Origin of the sequence: Ruegeria sp. R13_0, from assembly GCF_017743995.1 — a bacterium.
GTDB lineage: Bacteria > Pseudomonadota > Alphaproteobacteria > Rhodobacterales > Rhodobacteraceae > Ruegeria.
This window is the reverse complement of sequence record NZ_JAGHRB010000033.1, coordinates 1-15,225: the sequence shown is the minus strand read 5'-3', so window position 1 is coordinate 15,225 and position 15,225 is coordinate 1. Positions and strand designations below refer to the sequence as shown.

The window sequence follows — 15,225 nt, the reverse complement described above, 5'->3', positions numbered from 1 at the left end:
AGGAACCTTGCTCGCGGAACTCATCAGGGCCAGTGGCAACCGCCACACAAACAGGCCGGACACACGACTGTACTGACAGACCATCGCAATCACAGAAATCTCTTGTAATGCAGGAGCCATCCACACAGGACCTTACCCCATAGTCTCCATGCTGCGGCGCGGCCTGTCGGACCTGCCGTTCGCTGCAAGGGCAAAAGGCGAGCCACGCCGAACTCACAGTTCGCGGACTTTCCGGACTTATGCAGTCGCTGCTACTGCTAACGCAGCATTTGCTCGCAAGTGCGGCACGCACGCCGCTGCGCCGCAGCCGATTTCACCAGAGCGGTCATTCAAACCCTGTCTGAGCGGCGAAATTAATACCTTCCTTTCGCCGCAAGCGGGACCGACAAACGACGAGCGGACAAAGTGAGCTTTCGCCAAAAGCACATCTATGTCCGCTTGACGATGTTCAACCCTCCAAGAATCTGACGGAACAAAGGATGAACTATGAGCCCATCTCTCTCACCAGAAACGGTTCTGGGCTGTCCACCTCTTGCAAAACCTTACCTGAGATCAGCCAAAACCGGTTGCCGACATTTCGCAAAAAGCGGCGGTCGTGACTAACAAGCAAACATGAAGCGCCGTGTTTGATCAATTCATCCTCGAGAGACTCTTGCCCTTCAATGTCGAGATGGTTGGTCGGCTCATCAAGTAAGTAGAAATTCGGGTTTTTGAGTCGCAATATTAGCATCGCCAAGCGTGCCTTTTGCCCCCCAGACAGTGCACCAATTTTGGTGTCTTGCATCTGTATGTTCACGCCCGCGCTCGCCAAAACACCGCGCGCGCGTTGGTCGCCAATATCAAACTGGCCCGCAACAACAGTCATCGGTGTATCGCTGTCTGAAAGCTGGCTCAGATGCTGATCTGAATAGGCTGACACAACCGATGGGGCACATTTGACCGCCCCACTATTCCCAGAAAGTGCACTGTGTACCATCTTGACCAACCGGGTCTTGCCGGTGCCATTGGCCCCCAGAAGCACGATGCGGTCTCCTGGTAAAATCCATTTCCGCCCAGTCTTGTACAACAGGCGACCGTCCGGCGTTTCAACCCGTGCGTCATCCAATGTGACCAGAGCCTTGGCATGAGTTCCGCTGTTGACCAGTCTGATATCACCGGCGCTGCGTTCGTGGTGGGCAGGTTTGGCACCCGTTTCAATCTGCGCCGCGCGATCATTTAGCTGCTTGGTTTTAGTCACCAGAAGATCAGACCCAGAATTGATGCCGATGTTCTTCAGCTTCGCCGCCTGCTTGCGCAGCTGCTGCGCTTTGTTCAAGTCATTGGTAAACCGCCGTTGGTCAGCGGCATCCGCTTCATCAAGCGCCTCCCGTGCGGCCGAATATGGGAGTGAAAAAACACGTGATCTTTCCTTGCGCAAAAACAGCGTTTTGTTGGTTGTCGCATCAAGAAATGCCCGGTCATGAGACGTTACAATAACCGGCACTTCACGTGGCAAGGCAGACAACCAGTTCTGGAGCAAGCCCAAACGATGCAAATCCAAATGATTGGTTGGTTCATCCAGCAATAGGATATCTGGCTCCTGAATCCAGGCGGCAGCCAACAATGCAGTCCTTTGCCATCCGCCGCTCAATTCGTTGAGCAGACGATGCTGCAATTCATACGGAACACTCAGTTCACCAAGCACGACATCCACACGCCAGCTTTCGTATTCTGCCTGCTCGGCAGGAAGGACACCCAGCACCCACTCATAGAGCGTTTTGGTGTAGGCGCGTTCCGGCACGTATTGAGTTACATATCCCGCTCGTAAACCGCGCGTCCGGATGATACTCCCGTTGGTCGCTTCGGATTGACTAGCCATGCATTCCAAAAGTGTTGTCTTGCCGCGCCCATTTGCGGCAACCAATCCAATACGATCACCCTTGGAAATTGTTAGGTTCAGGTCATCGAAAAGGACGTCGCCACGGATTACGCTTAGAGCGCTGATGTTCATCACAGTCATCGGAGTCTCTGCTCATAGAAAGAGGTGCCGCGGTGCGGCTTTGGGCAGACCGATGGAAAGGATGTTTCTCAGCCCGCCCTGCAAACGCATTTACAGGGCGAAACGGGGACCATGCTGAAGTCGGCGGATGATACGCATGTTCAGCTTGTGCCCTCCCGTTGTAAAAGTTACCGACGCGTTCATTCTACTTAGCGGCGGGGAGTAAGACAAGAACGTTGGACCTTGCAGACGAAGTTACGTCCGGTTCGTCCAGGACACCATCGCTGCCCGAAGCCATTGACTATAGCCTTCCGACAAAGCCTCGAAACGTGCGACAAAATCTGGATGCGCCATGTAAATGTCTGACAGCTGGGCGTATGCTTCGTCGTTACAAGGGCGTCCCCACATGTCTGCAACCCACGCCTGATGCGCAGACAAATCGGCCTGGTCCGAAGGCTTGCCGCCTTCGTAGTCCGATACCAAAGCCGCCTCAATCGCGCGTAGACGATTGGCACCGTCTTGTGCGAAATCGGGTCCAGCCTGTTCAGCATGCGCGATTTGCTGAACCATCTCCGCGCTATAGGTTTGGGTTAGCCAGTCTTCGTAATCCGCCTGTTTGGCCGCAGAAAACGGCTTGTATAGGTCTTCGATCATCATCGGAGCATCTCCTGTCAAATGCGAAATGGTCCGGTCGAGCGTTGCAATCATAGCCGCGTGATCTGCGAGGCGCTGCTTAAGTTCCTCGCGGTGCTTCGTGAGGCGATCCAATTGCCCACCATGCTCCAGCATATTGGCGATGTCCTGCAGTGCCATGCCGATTGCGCGGTAGAACAGAATCTCTTGCAATCTTATCGCTTCGGGTTGTCGATAAATCCGATAGCCATTTGCAGCCACGTGGGACGGTTTCAAAAGTCCGATGGCGTCATAGTGGTGCAGCATGCGCACACTCACACCGGCCACTTTCGCCAACTCGCCAACCGTATATTCCTCGATTCGGGTTTCCATGATCCCCCTATGACGCCTCACGCAACGTGAGGGTCAATACCCAAAGATCCATCGATCACATTAAGACCACACGCGTCAGTATTTCTTCGAGATTGGTATTTGGATCGAGCCGGAGCGTCCTCAGGATTTTCTCAGATTTTGCTCAAGCTTTGCCGACAATCTCGCTCTAGCGATGCCCGGGTGGAATGAGGGTTTTCGAAGCGCTGAGGCAAGTGTTTCGCGTCTGAACTCCTCGCTATCTGCAACATAAAACGGGAAGACAGAAGCGCTTCCGCTTTCCGCAAAATGGAGAAACCAAATGCGATCGAAACTTCTCACCAGTGCTGCGCTCGTTGCGATGTCCGGAACAGTCATTGCACAAGAGCCACCGATAAAGATCGGCGTGCTTATGGGCTTTACCGGACCCATCGAAAGCATGGCCGCAGACATGGGGTCCTCTGCTGAATTGGCGCTTCGCGAAATATCTGAATCCGGCCTGTTCCTTGGCGGGCGCGACATCGAGGTTGTCTTCGGTGACAGCACTTGCACAGATGCGGCAGCTGCCACGTCGGCGGCCGAGCGCCTTGTCACCGGCGATCGGGTCGCCGCGATTGTTGGTGCGGCATGTTCGGGTGCAACAGGCGCGGTCGCCACAAATGTTGCGATCCCGAATGGCATTGCAATAATCTCACCATCAGCGACGTCGCCTGCTTTGTCCGAACTTAACGACAACGGTTTGTTCTTTCGGACGGCACCATCAGATGCCCGTCAGGGTGAAGTGCTTGCCGAAATCCTGATCGAACGCGGAGTCACATCGATTGCAGCGACATACACAAACAACGACTACGGCGCAGGATTATTAGACGCGTTTCAGACGGCATATCTGAATCGCGGAGGTGAGATTGTGTTGGCCGCTTCGCATGAAGATGGCCGGGCTGACTACTCCGCCGAAGTTGCGACACTTGCGGCCAGCGGTGCTGATCATCTTCTGGTAATTGGTTACGCAGATCAGGGCGGACGGCAGATTGTTCAGGCGTCTCTAGACACTGGTGCCTTCAACAGCTTTGTGTTTGCCGATGGAATGTACAGCACTGCTCTGCTGGAGGCGCTTGGTTCGGACCTTGGACAGGTCATCGGGTCAGTGCCGGGGGGGCAAGATGACCGGTCAGTCGCATTCGATCAGATGGCGTTGGAAGCAGGGATTGCCGGTACAGGTCCCTATCGTGCGGAGTCCTACGATGCCGCTGCCGTGTTGGCACTTGCTGTGCACGCTGCGGGAACGACTGATGGGCAAGCAATCTCAGATGCCATGATGTCGATTGCGAATGAACCGGGTGAACCAATCGCTGCAGGAGAGCTGGAGCGGGCGTTGCGAATTCTCTCGGAGGGCGGCGAGATCGACTATGTCGGCGCGACCAACGTAGAGTTTTCGACAACTGGTGAAGCCTCGGGCAGCTATCAGGAGTTTACCGTCCGCGACGGAGCGTTTGTAACACAACGAATTTGGTAACGCGCCGGGCCCGCCGCCGAAAGCTGCGGGCCCAACAGCTGAACGCTAATTATATTTTCTCTTCTTATTGGAGAAACTGGTGACATACTTAAATGCTCTGCAGATACGCCCTGCGACTGAACGCGACTTTGATACTGTGTCTGAATTGGCAGCTATTTCGGCACGGCATACATCTCAGGGAGTGTATACATCGGCGCAAATGGCTGGATTGGCTGAGTTTGCGGTGATTGACCAAACCTTAATCGTAGATGGCAGTTACTTTGTCATCGAAGTGGAAGGGGTTATCCGCGCGAGCGGGGGATGGAGCCGGTGGCCTGAGCTAACCCATAGTGACAGTGTCGGATCTAACGACAGAGCCCCGCTGAATCCAACCACTGACTCAGCTCGCATCAGACATCTTTATACGCATCCTGAATTTGGTGGGCGCGGACTTGGCCGAGCTTTGCTAGCAACAGCTGAAGCCGCTGCGCGGATTGCCGGTTTTTATAGTGGTGAAATGATCGCAACGCCTGCAGGGCAACGTCTTTATACTTCGGCAGGTTGGCGCCCCATTGACCAGGTCGAGCTCCATACCCAGAACGGCACGATACTGCCTGCCGTCCGAATGACAAAGTCTTTCCGATCAAGCCAGCGCGCAGCGTAGTGAAGTCAGGGCATTGGGTTTCACGTAACCCATCCTGTCGCACAGGCAGCTCGCGTGGCGAACTTGGATTAATGACTACTTAGAACGGAACTAATAGCTGAGCGGCAGGCCCAGATGTGACGTGCCGCTCAGAACCGTCAGACGCTCTAATGACGAATTGCGTGCATCTGTACATGTGGTTGCGGATGCAACCCGGAAGGTAGATCGCTGGGGATCATTTCACTCCGGTTGACCGCAGATGGATCGGTCAGGCTACCAAGAAACGCGACGAGCTGGCCGATCTCCTCGTCCTTCAAAACAATAGGACTCAATGAATTTGCCGCGACAATGCGGTCGCGCAATGCGGGTGAACTCATCACCCATCCGTCCCGCAGATCGAAAGCGTCACGGCGTGTATCTTCCAGTGGTCCGAATTCAAGCGCCGAACCACGAGAAACAAGGCGCTGCACGTGGTCAAGATTTGGCAGAGACACATCCATGGGATCGAAGTCGGCAAAGCTTTCCTTGGGATCAATATGGTGCCGTACCATGTCTTCAAGCGAAGCAAACACGCCATTGTGGCCCCACGGTCCGGTCAAAAATACATTGCGCAAAGATGGCGTCCGAAAGGCAAACAAATCTGCGGGATCACCAGTTACTCGGTACCTGCCTTCATCTTCTGTTCGCCCCGGTAAACCGGTCTTTCGCAGATAGGTCATATCTCCTCCATGCCCTTTGCCCGGTCCGATTTGCGGGACGGCGATGGCATGGAACCGATGATCGGTCAGTAACGGGCCGCTATGACAGTTTGCGCAACCTGCAGCGCCGTAGAAAAGTCTAAGACCAGCTTGTGCATCCGGCGATATCAGCGACAGGTTCCTTGATCGCAAAACCGCATCGAAGGGGCTTTCATCAGATCGAAACGCAGTCGTTTGGAACGCCGCCAGTGCTTCTGCGATATGAGAATAATCGACATCCTCGGCACCCGTGATCTCGGGAAATGCAGCGCGGATCATCTCCAGGTACTCAGCAACACCCGCAACCCTCTGCGCTAGGTTTTCCCAGATCTGTCGCCTATCTTCGTGATGGGCGGCGTCGGCGATCAGGTTCTCGCCATACTGCCCGGCCATTTCAATCGGGGAAGTCACAGGGAAGAATGCCTGTGCCGCCAAGGGGCCGGATAGGTCGTTGAGTAAATCCGTCCCTGCGGGATTACGGATGGTGCCTGTGGGATCGGCTGGGTTCAACGCTTCGACGCGCCCGTCGTGAAACAGCGAGACGTAGCTGCGCGCGCCTATGTTCCAAAGCGGCTGCGCGTTGCGGGGCACCCGCCCAGTGACCGGGCCAACGGTCACGCGCTGTGGTCCTGCTCCTGAGCCACCTTCACCGATGCCAAGTGCCAAGCCGTCGCCCGATCCGAACGCGGGATCATGGCAGGTACCACATGATATGTTGCGATTGCCCGACAGGATCGGGTCAAAAAAGAGGTTGCGTCCGAGCTCCACGAGGGATTGCTCGGGCGCGCCGTCATAAAGAAAGTCTTGGTCCGTCAACGGCGACGGAAGGAAAATAGCAGTCTGCGTCTCTTCGCTAGATGCTGAAGCCAGAAATGCAATAAACAGGCCGCCAGCGAGCGTGGCAAATACCAAGAGGGATTGAGGTCGATTGATCACTTTTGATACCTCACAAAAATTCAACGCGGTTGGGAAAAGAGCCAGATGCTGACGATGGCCAGCCCCAATCCAGCCAATTGCGGCAACCCTAGGCGCTCGCCAAAAAGAAGCACGCCAAGTACAGAAAGTGCGATGACCTGACCCATGCTGGACATCACTGCACCTTGCCCAAGCCCGTGCGCCAGCAGTCGAATATAGGCCAAATTGCCAAGCCCAAGTACGACAATGGCGATCAGCAGGAAAAAACCGACACCCGTGTCAGCGAACCTTTTGAGCAGTACGCTGCCCAAAGTGAAGCTGGCACCCGCCGCAGAAAGAACGAGCCAATAGGACGTCATTGTTGTTTCTTTCGGAACGCTGCTGCTTCACGCAACGTGGACGGTGAGGGCTTTCATCAACAGAAGTACATCGCCTGTGTAGTAGGGCGGACTTGGATGCAGACGCACGGGCTCACTTGCAACGCTATCGTACCCCAGCCGTCTATAAAGCCGCACTGCTCCGGTGTTCTGCGCATAGACCTGAATACTCATCTTTTCGAATCCGTTTGTGCGCGCCTGATCTTCGGCTGCCGCCAACAATCGCGTTCCAATGCCTTGGTTCCGTCCTTCGGCGAATACGGCCAAGGCGTTAACAAACCATGTGTTCTCCGACTGCTTTTCGAGTGCAACAAATGGCGCAATCGGTGCCGGTAGATCATCAGGACTATCCGTTGGCACTTCGGTAATTGCGTAGCTCAGCACCATGCCAACAGGATATCCATGTGGCTCTGCGACCAACGCATTCGTGTAGGAAAACCCACCGGTCTTGCGCTTGGCTCGTTCGATACCGATCTCGAGGGGCGTTTGCCCTTCGACACAGGCGCGGGTCCAGAGCCAGTTCGGGATGCCTTCACCCGCAAGATTGATCAGCTTGGCCATGCTTTCAGCGTCCGAAGGTTCTGCCTGGCGAATAGGAGGAGGTGTCTGGATATTCATTTTAAGCCTCAAAGGGGGGTTGGGGGCGAGCCAGTAAGTGGCTCGCCAACTGATCGAGGTTCATGTTGATGGGGCAAAGTGCTCTTCAGAGATTGGTCCAACCGGCGCACCGGAATCCCACTCCAAGTGGTCATGCTCATCGATGAGCAACGGTCGCTCGTCTCCTTTTTCGTAAGCTGCGTCTTGTGCTCCAGCCGCAGCCTCAACAGGCTGTTCGAACGCATATGTTGCACTCAATCCCCAGAAATCGGTGAAGCCCAGCGTTGTTTGGATCAGGCCGCCATCAATTCCCGCATAGTCGCCGGTTGTCCCGGTCACTGGACGCAGGTTGGGCTGACCGATATCTGCAATTTCGGTGCCTTGGGTGACGACCGTTGCGCCGTCGTCGAACGCAAAGGTCTGACGGCTGATGATCCAGACACCGGTGGTGGCATTCCCACCTTCGCCGACGAAGTACCCATCACAAGTCCACGTGCCAAGAACGAGATCCGGGAATGCTGGGCTGCCGTCCTCGAGAACGCCTACCGTCCCATCGGCAAGCGTGCCTTCCGGGTAGATGTAACCCTGGCTGACAAAGGCATTGCCATGAGCGGGCATTCCGTTTTCATGGACGGGCTGGGCCGCCATGAAGATGCGTGTGTGGTCCTCTGCCACGTCAAAGGCCGACAGCATCTCGGCATTTGCAAACCCGGGCGCAAGGACGATCGCTGTGGCGATCAGAAGGTTGTTCGGTTTCATTTTAGTCTCCTTGAAAATAGCGGTTGAGGTTGGAAATGGGCGCACGTAACGCCTGTGGCGCCGTCCGGTTCCTGCACCGGTCGGTCGTTCTTGATCCACGCGAGCTCTTCAGAGCCGCGGAAATTCTAGGTTGGGCATTTCCCGCCGACCTTGCGGCGGCAACCCGATGTCAGACCGCAGGTGATCATCCAGATAGTCGACCAAGGATCCCATCTGACGTTGACGCCAACGCGCTCGCAGCGCTTTGCGTACTTGAAGAATGGCCGACGATAAGCCACTGCGCCGACACTGGGGCAACGCCGAAGAGGTCGTAAAGGTCGTATCAGCTGGCATGTTTCTTTCCTTCGATGCGATTTTGACTGCGATTTGCGTGATCCGATGTGCCAAGCGCTTCGCAGATGGCCGCGATATGCCGATGGTCAGTGCCACAGCAGCCACCGACTACCGTCAAGTTGGGCAATAGTACGTCGAGGCCCGCATAGAGCACGCCGAGTTCAACAGGGTCTCCATCATCAAGCGTTTCAGCGGCGTCGAGTTCTTCATGGCTCAGGCGCGAAGCGTTCGCCCGGATTCCTCTGATGCGTGTCGTCCAAGCCCCATGAAGAACATGCACAAAGTGATCTGGATGCGCACAATTGATCATGTAGTAGGCCGGTGCTGCGTCCGTGGCAGCATCAACCCGCGCGATGGCATCCTTCAACGTCTCACCGGAGGGAAGATTGCCGTCGGTTTCCACCGTAAAGGCGATTGCAAGCGGCATGGCCTTCGCCTTGGCCGCTCGGGCGATGCCGATGGCCTCTTCGGAGTAGGTCATGGTTATGGCAGACACCATGTCCGCCCCAAACTCATCGAACCAGCCGATCTGAACGCTGTGGTAGGCTTCCGCCTGCTCCTCGGTCAGCAGGCGTGCGGGCGCGTATCCATCATCTTGCGGGCCGATCACGCCGTTTATGACGAATGGGCTCGTTTCAGGTTGCTCCAGCCGTTCCCGCAAGGCCCTGAGCGAGCAAACGGCTTCACGATGCACTGCGCGAAGTTTGTCATGCGATACACCAAGTTCAGCCGCCCATCGCGCACTGGCACGCCAGGTTGGCGTGTCCATTAAAAATCCACGCTGCTTGGCAAGGGCGATCCGTGCGTGACGTTCCATATAGGCGTCCATGGTCGCCACACCTTTATCAGTGTCGAGCGCAGTAAAGGCGGCGAACAACGGCAAATCGATCCCTTCGTGAAAGATCAGGGTCGTCTCAAGTCCGCCATCAGTGATCATCTGTGTGCCGTTCAATTGCGGCAAAGCATTGCGGTATTTCATGGTCTACTCTCCAAAACGCATCGTTGAAACGCGACAAGGTGTTGAGAGTGGACCTACGCGGCGTTGACGCGGAGAGCTTGAGAGAAGTCTGAGAAATTCCTGAGATCGTGCTTTTCATCAGTACAAAGTTAGAGGATTCTGGTCCAGCCATGAGAATCAAGATCGCCGATACCGAGATCGACTTTGATCAGATGACGACCTTCAGGGGCGGTCATACTGCGGCGCTTACCCGTCAAACTCTCGGTATATTGCGCGCGCTGCACTCGGCGGGCGGAGAAATCGTCAGCAAGGACGAATTGATCGAGCAAGTCTGGAACGGGCGTATCATCACGGATGCAACACTCTCAACGGCGATCAAAGAGGCACGGCGTGCCGTCGGGGATTCAGGCAATGTTCAAAGAGTGATCAAGACCGTGCATGGGGTCGGATTTCGTATGGCAGCGCCGATTGACGCGACCCCAGTGAACGCAACAATGCCGGTGATCGCAGTGTTTCCCTTTCGTGCCGTTGAAGAAACGCGAAAGGCCGAACTGCTTGCCGAAGGGCTCACGCAAGAGACGATCAGTGCACTCTCGGCTTTCACGGTCATGCGGGTGCTCTCGATGCGAACGACAGAACATTTTGCTAAAGAAGGATTGTCTCCCGAAGAACTCCACGAAAAGCATGGTGTCGACGTTATCGTCGAAGGCAGAGTGCGCGAAGTAGGTGGCAACACCCGGGCAACCGTCCAACTGATCGATGCCGCCTCGGGTCGCACGCTCGGCTCTGAAAAAGTGACCCGCAAGACAAATGCATCGGGGTTTTTCGAGATCGAAGAAGAATTGGGGCGTCTTATCGCTGGCCGCGTAGGCAGCAACCACGGAGCCGTCGCCGAACAGATGCTCTGCAAGCGGCGCACGAAGAAGGTCAACTCGTTGGACGCCTATGTGTTGCAGGCAGAATTTGACGAATGGTACCGGAGCTATGACGTGGCCCGGCATGCGGAACTGCGGTCAACTTTGTCGCGGGCCCTTGAGCGAGAACAAGGCGTCTCTTGCCTTTGGTCGTCTTATTCCCTTCTTCTGTTGGAGGAATACCGCTACAAACTAAATGCTCGCCCGGGTGTTGATGCCCTTGCGCTTGCGACCGAAGCTGCATTGCGCGCGCTTGAATGCCATCGCAACGGTGCCTATCCGCACTCGGTGCTGGCCCTGATCCGGTTCTACAACAAAGACATCCCCGGATTCCGCGCTGCCGCCGAGCGAGCCTTGGAGCTGAACCCAAACAATTCCGATATTCTCGCAGAGGTTGGTTCATGCTTCGCCATGTTGGGCGAGGAAGATCGCGCCATTGAACTTCTAGACCAGGCGATGGAACTATCGCCTGTACATCCAGGGTGGTATCATTATCCGCGCTGCTGGCGCTACGCGCGTGAAGGGTATTTCGAGGCTGCTTTGGTGGAAATCGACAAGGTCCCGATGCCAGGGTTTCTTTGGTACCATGCTCATCTCGCGTGGTTTCTTGCGGAGCTTGACCGGACGGTTGAAGCAGTCGAGCAAGCGCGGATCGTTCTAGAAATCGACCCTGAGTTCGAAACAACAATCCATGATGAGCAACTCAAGAACAATTACCATGGCGGACTGATCGAAGCATCCATTGCAGGATGGCGAAAGGCGGGACTCGATGTCAGACTCCCTGCCTAAAGGGCTATCTTAACAAAGCCACAAACGCGGTGACAAGAATGGTCGCCGCCAGCAGATAGTATCCACCAAGAGACACAATCAACGCGCCCGCAACGCCACCAAAGGCAAAGCCAAAGAGATAGATCGCCATCGCCTCGGTCGCCCGCGCGCCGGCCAGGCCAAGGTAAAGCGGAAAAAACAGAAACAACGCAAAACCGTTTGCCAGGATCGTGAGTCCCAGAGCGAGCATGTCGGATGTCACGTAGCTTGCAGCGCCGGAAATCCCCGCCGCCAACAAGGACACGTCGCGCACAATTCTTGTCCTAAACACTGGAACCACTCCAGCGATCCACGATCCAACGGCGCTCGCCAACAAACTCCCCAAGAGCCAGTATGACATTGCCTCGGCCGAACCGATGGTCTGTCCAAAGAGCTCCAGAAACGTCCAATAGGCCCCCATCATCACGAAAAACGGCACCTTTCGAAGTGTTGTGCCGGAAAGAACCATCTCGGATCGGAGCGTCAGGCGCGATTTGGAAACTTCCCATCGCGGTACAAAAAGGAGGACTGCAAGAACCGTCAAAACCGGAAATGGACCAACCCGAAGCAACGGCCCAACAAGGTAGACGCATAGGGACAAAACAAGCCCGATAGTCAGAGCGACACTCAACTGACGCACCCGTCGTGGGTCCTGGGACACGCAACTGAGTGCCCCCCGGGCTGAGAGCGCCTAGTGCCAGACCAAGAGCTCCACATGCGACCGTCGCCGCGAATACCGAAAGAAGGCCTCCGGCCGAGAGGATCACCAGCGACAGAAACGCCAATACCGTGGAAGACCGCTCATTCAGAAAAGGTATGAGGCCTGCACATGTGCTTGTGGCGGAGAGCAATAGAAAACTTGCATGAAGTCCCGAGGCAGTGTCGGTGAGTACGTGATCCCGAGCCAGACTACCGACCCAAATTGGAACCGTATTTAACAGAACCGCCCCAAATACAATCACCAACAACTCAGGGCGCATTATGGTTTTCCGCATGGTTTCTCCCGATCAACGCGCCAGCGGTATTAAACCTCAGCATATCTACATGAAACTGCGTTCTTTGCTGCCTTAACTGTTCGTAATTTGTTCCAAAACGTATTGACGGCAGTTAGGTCCTGAATTCCCAAACCTGACAAGCACGCTATCGTTGATTTACCTTTTGATTTCGGCACCACGCCGGACAGTGAGCCAATCTCGGTCAAGTGTTTTCTATCGATCAAACCCTCGGCGATCGCACGGCTCGGTGCGCCGTACTTGACCGCGGAATCGATCGCGTCAACGAAAACACAAGCGTTCTTGAGAATTGCTGGATCGACTTCGCATTTTGTTGTGTCATCCGAGCCAACCGACGTGATGTGATGTCCCGGTTTAATCCAATCCTTCCGGATCACCGGTTCCTTTGCACCGGTCGCCGTCACGATTACCTCTGATTCAGCAACAGAGGAGGACAGACTTTCCGTCGCGCGAATGTCAGCTTGTGGAAACTTGGATTGTAGTTTCTGAACGATGTTCCGGACCTTGTATTCTGATCTGCCCCAGATCCTCAACTGCTGGACTGGACGTACCATCATCAGCGCCTCGGCTTGCAGTCGCGCTTGAACTCCGGTTCCGACTATTAACGCGGAGGACGTGCCTTTTCGTATGAGTAGTTTCGCGACCAAGGCCCCGGCTCCAGCTGTTCGGTAATCCGAGATCAGATGATTGTCCTGCAAAATCGCAAGAGGTTTGCACGTTTCACTGTCAAAAACGACGATCAGACCGCTTGATGCCGGTTTGTCCTGGTCTGCTAGCACTTGCGACCAACCTGCCATCTTTACTGTGAAGATCGGGCAGCCAGGAATCGTTGCTGACTTTACGTGGATATCCGCCAAATCATTGGGATGGAGAACATAAACCGGCGCTTGCGCGGTTCTGTCGGATATTGCGCGAAAAGCGGTCTCTGCTGATTGGATCAGGGACTTGATGTTCAGGTATGGTCGGATGTCATCGGGGCCATAGAAAGGGATCATGGGGCTATGACCTCGCCGCTTCCGACGAAGGCGACCTCTCCGGCGACGGTGACTCGCTCCACATTCTTTGATGTGCCATATGCAGTCACGATGATTTCACTGGGGCGACTGATGAAGTGTCCTTGTTTCAAAGCGAAGCTTTTGCCTGATTGCACGAGGCCGTGCTTCATCGCATACGCGCCCACGACACCCGCGGCACTGCCCGTTGCGACATCCTCCATAATCCCGTCATTGTTCCAATGCCGGCCCTCGAATGTTCTGATGTCAAAGAGATATGCGAAGTCGGCACCGACCTCGCGCAGTTTGCCTCCTAAGTTTGATACTGTGACGTGGGCCCGTTCCAGACCGCACTCAACAGGGACGATAAGGTACTTCAATCCTGTGGAAATGACCTCTATTGGAAGGTCGGGCAATTTATCCAGGTTGAAAGCACGTGCAAACAGCGGTTTCGCATCTACAACGCCCAACATCTCGGGGCATCCCTGATTCAACGTAGCAAAGTAGCGGCCATCGCGGCGCTCTGAGGCCACGCTCACGGTCCGTCCACCATTCATGTCGAATTTCCAGGCGCGCTTGGCATCCGATCCGGATTGCTTATGCAATGCGCAAGCCGCACCGATTATCGGATGACCGGCGAATGGAAGTTCCTCGAACAGGTCGAAAACACGGGCCGATATCTGACCATTTTTTTCGCTCAGAAATATCGACTCGAAGTGGCGAATCTCTTGGGTGATAGTCAACATCTGTTGACCGCTCAGCCCTTCGCTATTGATAAACACCGCAAGACTGTTGCCAGAGTAAGGCCTGGTCGCGAAGACATCACAATGAATGTAGTTGTAGTTGACTGGTTCTGACGACATATTAAACCTGCATAGCGGAGAAACTATATTGATGTCTGACTATTTAGATTCTTCCTACGAGTCAATAGCGCGAGGCCTCAGCGCACTCGCCCATGAGAACCGTCTTCGTATCGTTCACTGGCTGGCCGAACCCGAAAGCCACTTCCCGCCTCAGGTGGATGGCGACCTCATCAATGACGGCGTCTGCGTTGGTTTCATAACCGAGAAGATTGGGCTCAAGCAGCCAACAGTGACGAACCACATGAAGGTTCTGCAAGAAGCAGGGATCGTGCAGAGCAAGAAGATCAAAAATTGGGTATTCTACAAATTGCGTAAAGAGAGATTTGATCGTGTTCTCAACGAAGTATCTGCATTGGTTCACACCGGTCACTCATCCTAAGCTATCATTTCCATCGCTGCGTTGCGATGGCACAGACCTCGCTTTCGGCGCAAATGAAGCGATAAGTTACATAATATTTGCTCGACCAAGGCAGTTGATACTACACCAGCCTTCCGTGTCGTTCGCAGCATTCGATACTTTGTGCTCGCTCCGATCTTTCTGAACGCTATCGAAGAGTGGCAGATCTCAGCCCCAAATCCCATCTGTTTGTAAAGGTTCATCGCGAGGCTTTCTCGCGGCCTTCGTTTGAAAGGTTGGTTCAGACTTCAGCCGATAAAGACGCCGACGCCATTGAAAACCAGCACGCCAAACAACATCGCCATGACCACGTTTTTCGTCAAATAGGTTGCTACAAGAGCAGCCACCGCCGAGATCCAACCAACCACAGACTCATTTGCAAGCGACACCGAAACCAGACTGACAAGGATCAACCCAGGAAGCTCCTTCAGGATCCAGGAATGCTTGGACCGTCGAATCCATTGGCCGG

Annotated in this window: 15 protein-coding genes; 4 read left to right on the top strand and 11 right to left on the bottom strand. The window is 54.9% G+C overall.

The genetic code is table 11. From position 1 onward, the window contains the following. Positions 1-484: 484 nt before the first annotated feature. Positions 485-1,999, bottom strand: a complete 1,515-nt coding sequence (locus tag J7394_RS22390; RefSeq protein ID WP_209256180.1) for an ABC-F family ATP-binding cassette domain-containing protein — start codon at positions 1,997-1,999, stop codon at positions 485-487. Positions 2,000-2,233: 234 nt separating this feature from the next. Further along, on the bottom strand, positions 2,234-2,983 hold the full coding sequence (locus tag J7394_RS22385; RefSeq protein WP_209256179.1) for a MerR family transcriptional regulator: 750 nt from the start codon (positions 2,981-2,983) through the stop codon (positions 2,234-2,236). Positions 2,984-3,281: 298 nt separating this feature from the next. On the opposite strand from J7394_RS22385, the gene J7394_RS22380 reads away from it, so the two are divergent. Beyond that, complete coding sequence (locus tag J7394_RS22380; protein ID WP_209256178.1) at positions 3,282-4,472, top strand: ABC transporter substrate-binding protein; 1,191 nt, start codon at positions 3,282-3,284, stop codon at positions 4,470-4,472. A 199-nt stretch (positions 4,473-4,671) separates the two neighbouring features. Further along, positions 4,672-5,115 (top strand): GNAT family N-acetyltransferase, encoded by a 444-nt coding sequence (locus tag J7394_RS23225; RefSeq protein WP_371812151.1) that lies wholly within the window; start codon positions 4,672-4,674, stop codon positions 5,113-5,115. Positions 5,116-5,261: 146 nt separating this feature from the next. Here the strand turns inward: J7394_RS23225 and J7394_RS22370 are convergent, their stop codons facing one another. The 5 genes from J7394_RS22370 to J7394_RS22350 all read right to left on the bottom strand — a co-directional run bounded on the left by J7394_RS22370 (position 5,262) and on the right by J7394_RS22350 (position 9,791). Further along, a complete protein-coding gene (locus J7394_RS22370; RefSeq protein ID WP_209256176.1) occupies positions 5,262-6,767 on the bottom strand; it encodes a cytochrome c peroxidase in 1,506 nt (501 codons plus the stop codon). Positions 6,768-6,787: 20 nt separating this feature from the next. Continuing rightward, positions 6,788-7,105, bottom strand: a complete 318-nt coding sequence (locus J7394_RS22365; RefSeq protein ID WP_209256175.1) for a hypothetical protein — start codon at positions 7,103-7,105, stop codon at positions 6,788-6,790. A 27-nt stretch (positions 7,106-7,132) separates the two neighbouring features. Beyond that, on the bottom strand, positions 7,133-7,741 hold the full coding sequence (locus tag J7394_RS22360) for a GNAT family N-acetyltransferase (RefSeq protein WP_209256174.1): 609 nt from the start codon (positions 7,739-7,741) through the stop codon (positions 7,133-7,135). 60 nt (positions 7,742-7,801) lie between these two features. Then, a complete protein-coding gene (locus tag J7394_RS22355; protein ID WP_209256173.1) occupies positions 7,802-8,479 on the bottom strand; it encodes a hypothetical protein in 678 nt (225 codons plus the stop codon). A gap of 322 nt (positions 8,480-8,801) precedes the next feature. Then, complete coding sequence (locus tag J7394_RS22350) at positions 8,802-9,791, bottom strand: homocysteine S-methyltransferase family protein (RefSeq protein WP_209256172.1); 990 nt, start codon at positions 9,789-9,791, stop codon at positions 8,802-8,804. Positions 9,792-9,940: 149 nt separating this feature from the next. Between J7394_RS22350 and J7394_RS22345 the strand changes: the two genes are divergently transcribed. Beyond that, entirely contained in the window at positions 9,941-11,473 is a 1,533-nt protein-coding gene (locus J7394_RS22345) for a winged helix-turn-helix domain-containing protein (protein ID WP_209256171.1), read from the top strand. 4 nt (positions 11,474-11,477) lie between these two features. Here J7394_RS22345 and J7394_RS22340 read toward each other — a convergent pair whose 3' ends face one another. The 3 genes from J7394_RS22340 to J7394_RS22330 form a co-directional block, all read right to left on the bottom strand. Then, complete coding sequence (locus J7394_RS22340) at positions 11,478-11,918, bottom strand: hypothetical protein (RefSeq protein WP_209256170.1); 441 nt, start codon at positions 11,916-11,918, stop codon at positions 11,478-11,480. Positions 11,919-12,515: 597 nt separating this feature from the next. Then, the gene (locus J7394_RS22335) at positions 12,516-13,499 is read right to left on the bottom strand and encodes an ornithine cyclodeaminase family protein (protein WP_209256169.1); all 984 of its coding nucleotides are present in this window, start codon (positions 13,497-13,499) and stop codon (positions 12,516-12,518) included. Then, positions 13,496-14,359 (bottom strand): PhzF family phenazine biosynthesis protein, encoded by an 864-nt coding sequence (locus tag J7394_RS22330; RefSeq protein WP_209256168.1) that lies wholly within the window; start codon positions 14,357-14,359, stop codon positions 13,496-13,498. Before J7394_RS22330 ends, J7394_RS22335 begins: the two co-directional genes overlap by 4 nt. Before the next feature lie 31 nt (positions 14,360-14,390). Between J7394_RS22330 and J7394_RS22325 the strand changes: the two genes are divergently transcribed. Continuing rightward, positions 14,391-14,738 carry a helix-turn-helix transcriptional regulator gene (locus tag J7394_RS22325; RefSeq protein ID WP_209256167.1) on the top strand — a complete coding sequence of 116 codons (348 nt, stop codon included), beginning with the start codon at positions 14,391-14,393 and terminating at the stop codon, positions 14,736-14,738. A 266-nt stretch (positions 14,739-15,004) separates the two neighbouring features. Here the strand turns inward: J7394_RS22325 and J7394_RS22320 are convergent. Beyond that, positions 15,005-15,225 (bottom strand): branched-chain amino acid transporter (locus J7394_RS22320; protein WP_209256166.1); only part of this gene is annotated, 221 nt, incomplete at its 5' end.

Excerpts from the sequence above, each read along its gene's own strand:
- J7394_RS22365 (WP_209256175.1), bottom strand. The coding sequence starts at position 7,105 with ATGACGTCCTATTGGCTCGTTCTTTCTGCGGCGGGTGCCAGCTTCACT.
- J7394_RS22385 (WP_209256179.1), bottom strand. The coding sequence starts at position 2,983 with ATGGAAACCCGAATCGAGGAATATACGGTTGGCGAGTTGGCGAAAGTG.
- J7394_RS22335 (WP_209256169.1), bottom strand. The coding sequence starts at position 13,499 with ATGATCCCTTTCTATGGCCCCGATGACATCCGACCATACCTGAACATC.
- J7394_RS22345 (WP_209256171.1), top strand. The coding sequence starts at position 9,941 with ATGAGAATCAAGATCGCCGATACCGAGATCGACTTTGATCAGATGACG.
- J7394_RS22330 (WP_209256168.1), bottom strand. The coding sequence starts at position 14,359 with ATGTCGTCAGAACCAGTCAACTACAACTACATTCATTGTGATGTCTTC.
- J7394_RS22355 (WP_209256173.1), bottom strand. The coding sequence starts at position 8,479 with ATGAAACCGAACAACCTTCTGATCGCCACAGCGATCGTCCTTGCGCCC.
- J7394_RS22380 (WP_209256178.1), top strand. The coding sequence starts at position 3,282 with ATGCGATCGAAACTTCTCACCAGTGCTGCGCTCGTTGCGATGTCCGGA.
- J7394_RS23225 (WP_371812151.1), top strand. The coding sequence starts at position 4,672 with ATGGCTGGATTGGCTGAGTTTGCGGTGATTGACCAAACCTTAATCGTA.
- J7394_RS22390 (WP_209256180.1), bottom strand. The coding sequence starts at position 1,999 with ATGACTGTGATGAACATCAGCGCTCTAAGCGTAATCCGTGGCGACGTC.
- J7394_RS22360 (WP_209256174.1), bottom strand. The coding sequence starts at position 7,741 with ATGAATATCCAGACACCTCCTCCTATTCGCCAGGCAGAACCTTCGGAC.
- J7394_RS22350 (WP_209256172.1), bottom strand. The coding sequence starts at position 9,791 with ATGAAATACCGCAATGCTTTGCCGCAATTGAACGGCACACAGATGATC.
- J7394_RS22325 (WP_209256167.1), top strand. The coding sequence starts at position 14,391 with ATGTCTGACTATTTAGATTCTTCCTACGAGTCAATAGCGCGAGGCCTC.